This is a genomic window from bacterium, assembly GCA_021158245.1.
Lineage (GTDB): Bacteria > Zhuqueibacterota > QNDG01 > QNDG01 > QNDG01 > QNDG01.
The window spans coordinates 1-4,199 of the sequence record JAGGVB010000103.1 but is presented as its reverse complement, the minus strand read 5'-3'; the positions used below and the strand labels follow the sequence as shown (position 1 = coordinate 4,199).

4 protein-coding genes are annotated in these 4,199 nt (G+C 36.9%); 1 reads left to right on the top strand and 3 read right to left on the bottom strand.

The window, feature by feature from the left end:
* The 3 genes from J7K93_06110 to J7K93_06100 form a co-directional block, all read right to left on the bottom strand.
* Positions 1-1,055 (bottom strand): hypothetical protein (locus J7K93_06110; GenBank protein ID MCD6116568.1); only part of this gene is annotated, 1,055 nt, incomplete at its 3' end.
* 48 nt (positions 1,056-1,103) lie between these two features.
* The gene (locus J7K93_06105; GenBank protein MCD6116567.1) at positions 1,104-2,480 is read right to left on the bottom strand and encodes a tetratricopeptide repeat protein; all 1,377 of its coding nucleotides are present in this window, start codon (positions 2,478-2,480) and stop codon (positions 1,104-1,106) included.
* A gap of 49 nt (positions 2,481-2,529) precedes the next feature.
* Entirely contained in the window at positions 2,530-3,216 is a 687-nt protein-coding gene (locus tag J7K93_06100; protein ID MCD6116566.1) for a hypothetical protein, read from the bottom strand.
* A gap of 289 nt (positions 3,217-3,505) precedes the next feature.
* Here J7K93_06100 and J7K93_06095 point away from each other — a divergent pair.
* Positions 3,506-4,199 (top strand): hypothetical protein (locus J7K93_06095; protein ID MCD6116565.1); only part of this gene is annotated, 694 nt, incomplete at its 3' end.

Here is a 4,199-nt window from a genome sequence, read left to right as displayed (position 1 = left end):
GATAATACCTGTGGTGCAAATTCAGGTTTAAAATTTATAAGCACATGGCCGCCGTATTTTGCAGCGACAAAAGCCGTATCATTTGCCATGACTATTCTTGATGCATCTCCTCCTGTTAATAATGCAGAATACGGAGGGTCTACCGGCTGCGAAGGTGAAGTTATATCAACAGGGCCGTACACGCCATCCCTGCCAATGGCAAGATATGCATAATTCCCGCTTAACCAGACATCGTATACCGTATATGGAACAGTATCATTCAAATTACCAAGATACAAAAGATTTTCAGGATTGCTTGCATCTATTGTCATAAGCCCGCCTATACCGGCAGCTACATATAAGATATTCCCTGTTTCTTTAACACTAAGGGCAGGGACTGTACCGGAATAAGCAGTAGATAGCTGAATTGAATCGAGAAGTTGAGGGGGTTCATAGGCCATATTCGATTTACTTGTTTTAAAAGCCACGACGCCTGCTTTATCTGCCGCCACAAAAACCGTAGTATCATTTGTAACCCATAACTCATGGGCAAAATCACTGATATTATAAGAACCAAGAACAGCAGGGTGAGTAGGATAATTTTTATTAACAAGATCTACTACAGTCAACCCCGCATTACCGTCTGCAACATAGATATGAGGTGCATTACCAAGCTGCATAACAGCAGAAGCAGAACCTGGAGTATCAAGGGTTGACAGTTTCTCAAATGTTTTTGAAGCTTCATTATATCGCAGAATTATTATTCCCTTTGAACCGCACGCAGCATAAATAAGATAATATGTGCTTAATTCGCTGTCATGCCTTACCCATATATCGTAAACAGGTTCTCCGATATAGTATGATGACAGCTTCTGATAGCCAGTTGTCTGCATATTCCTGTAAACATCTATATTGCTCCCGTTGCTTACAAATACGTTTCCTGTTCTGCGGAACACTGCATTGCACTGCCCGTTATTCCATTGGGCCTTCAAAGTAATATTCTTCGATACATCCTGAGCTTTCACAGGCAATGCAAATAGAATCAAAAAGGATATAAAAATAATTGCTCTACGCATAATTACAATTCTCCGATATCATTAGTTTAAACCTGAAACTTTTTAAGCTTATTTTATTCCGGGAGGCGCCGGCGGTGAACCGAGATCTTCCGGAAAAATTGAGGCTCCCCTTGTCTCAGCCTCCTGCATCGCCTTCCTTGATTCATTGTCAGGCAGAAACAGAACATTCTGGTAACCTGCAATCGTTCTAAGCCTGTTCCACGAACTAACAAGTTTCGGAGAAGGCCTGTATACCATTTTCGACTTTCCTCCGATCTTAGTACGTATAAGGCTTGCAACTTCATTTGAGACACGAACAGCATTCCTGTTATGGGCTGCATTCCATATTTCGGGGACCATTAACTTGTCCTTCGCTTCGGTAAATGTACGATCATGCCTGTAAGCTTCGCTGAAATATCTTTGTGCAGTTGAAACATCGCCTCTGTCAAGCGCATCAAGTCCATTGCAGTATTTAAGAAATGCAAACATATCCTCTGTTGGAATTTTAAGTATTTTTTCTCTTTCAACGGGAGTTAGTTTTATTCCGAAATGGTCAACAATTCTAAGTACCAGCTCCTTTTCCATCCTGAACAATCTCGACATACTTCCTTCATATTCAATTCCCGGCACTTCTTTTTTTGTTGAATTATCATAGATTCCTGTAGTAAAATTAATTTTCATCCCCGGTTTAACAAAATAGCTCCCCTTAATAATTGTTCCTGCACCCATCAGCCTGCTTAACCTAACGCCATTTTTTTCCTGCCCTAATGCAGAAGCAGTAAGATGAAGTTCTTCCAATAATTTGGAAAGTCTAAGCCTTTCGACAACTTTCAGCTGTTTAACCTGAGACAGGTCAGTAACAATCATTTCCGCAAGACCCCTTTGTAAAGGCGTCCACTCAGGATCATCACTCAAATTGAGAAAATACATAACAGCAATTACATTTTTTGGCATTTTTTTTCTTGCCAGTTCCCTTTCCTGACTTAATGCCATTTGTACTTCTCTCGAAATTTTCAGTTTTATAAGCCAATCAAGGCGTGCAACTAAAACCTTTCTATATGGATCATTACTTTCTATACCGGTAAATTTTTTGTAAGCTGCAATCGCTTTCTCTTCATCTCCCAAGCTTTCATAGGAAAGTCCGAGATAGAAAAGAGCTTTCCCGTAAAAAGGATCCTTTTCAATGACTCTGTTGAAAATTTTTGCTGCCGTATCAAATTTTTTCATATTCCAGTAAACAATACCAAGACGTGTAACAACCTCTTTATCGTAAAAAATATACCTTTTGCCATTTTTAACATGTGGATTTATCAACTGTAAATATTCTCTTACTGCTTTTTCATACTGTCTGTCAGCAGTGTATCTTTCAGCCAATTCATATCTGCTTGTCGAACACCCTGAAATTAAAGCAGCAAAAAACAACAATAACGATATTTTCTTTATCATAAATCTTTCCCTCCGAGTTCCGGGAAACTTCCGGCTAAATTTTATAGAATCAATGATTTTTATTTCCAGTCAGATAATTCAATCTATCTTTTGCAAAAGAAAAATCCGGTTCAATTTCTACAGCTTTTTTAAACTCTTCAACAGCTTTTTCTGTTTGCCCAAGTTCCTGAAACTCAACACCTCTCGAAAAATGCAGGAACGATGAAAAATCGATACTCTTCATTCTTCCGGAATTTTTCATCTTGATATTGCCAAATGTTTCAGATAAATTCTTTACTATTTTTTTGCAAAGTTTTTCCGCAAGTGGAAGAATCTTGTTATTTTTCCCTGTAACTTCTTCCGCTCTTGCAGTTACCCCTGTTTCCACATTTACTATACGGGCATCAATTCTGATTTTTTTATTGGTCGATACTATAAAACTTCCGAAAACCAGGTATTGTGCTCCGGTCAATTGGCCTACTTTGACAGTATTCTCTCCTGACAGCATTCCTGACTGCGAAAGTTTAAGTTCATCAAATATGGAATTAAGCCGTCTTCTTTCCACTAGTTTTAATCCCGTAATACCGCTCAGAGTAGTATTTACAATCTCTGAAAGCCCTCTTGTCAAAGGTTCATATTCAGCACGATTGAATATACTGTTATTCTCGAAATTCAGTACTGCAAGTGTAATATCTCCTGCATAAGAAGCAACTGCCATTATAAGAACCAGTAAAATTACGATATATCTTTTTCTCATAAATTAATTACCCGTCTGTTTATTAAAAACTGATTATCGGATTATGATAATATGCAATATTCATGCCCTTTCACGGAATTCTCAATCATTATGGCTTTCATTAAAACATATCACCTTGTTTTTGTTATACTTAAAGCAATTATTGGAATTACCTGATAATCATTCTCCGGAAATTGCTGGCCGGATATCATCCACTAATAAATTATTTTGATTGGAACTGATACTTGAAAATTCAGTAAATAAATTGTATCTTAAATCAGTACCAATTATTAAACAGATGAGGCCAATCATGCATAAAACACAAAGTAATCATATTTGGAAACGGGCACTTATATTTGCACTTATATTATCAGCGCGCATCCCTTCTCTCTTGTGCTTTCAGCACAATTATAAAAATATGACAACTTCTCTTTTTACCATGCCCTTTATGCATTCGGTATTTACCTCACCTTCTTCTGATTCGACAGCTTATGTTACTGTTTATACAATGATACCAAATGATATTCTTTCTTTCTTCCAACAAGACACTCTATTCTATGCTAAATTTGAATTAACAATAGCTATAAAAAACAACAAAAATGAAATCGTTAAAAATAATATTCTTCAGAAATCCATAAGCGCATCCTCATTTGAAGATACAAACTCAAAAACTACATATACTAAAAACCAAATCACATTTCTATTGAAGCCCGGAAATTACAAACTTATAATCAACATGCTTGACATAAGCACAAGGAAACCCCTGTTAATCAAAGAAAGCATTACAGTACCATCGTATTTTTCAAAAAATCTCGTATCGACCGATATCAGATTTTATACTAAAACACAAAAAAGACTACCAACAGAATCAGATTTTCCTGAATTCCCGGCACTACGCGATGTCAGCGATTCTCTTTTATGGGCACAATTTTACTTATATACAAAAAGCCCTTCACTCCCCCATAAAGTTATCTATACAATATTCAATGTGCAAGGGAAAAATG

Bases quoted from the DNA above. Each gene is read 5' to 3' on its own strand.
- J7K93_06105 (MCD6116567.1), bottom strand. From the start codon at position 2,480: ATGATAAAGAAAATATCGTTATTGTTGTTTTTTGCTGCTTTAATTTCA.
- J7K93_06100 (MCD6116566.1), bottom strand. From the start codon at position 3,216: ATGAGAAAAAGATATATCGTAATTTTACTGGTTCTTATAATGGCAGTT.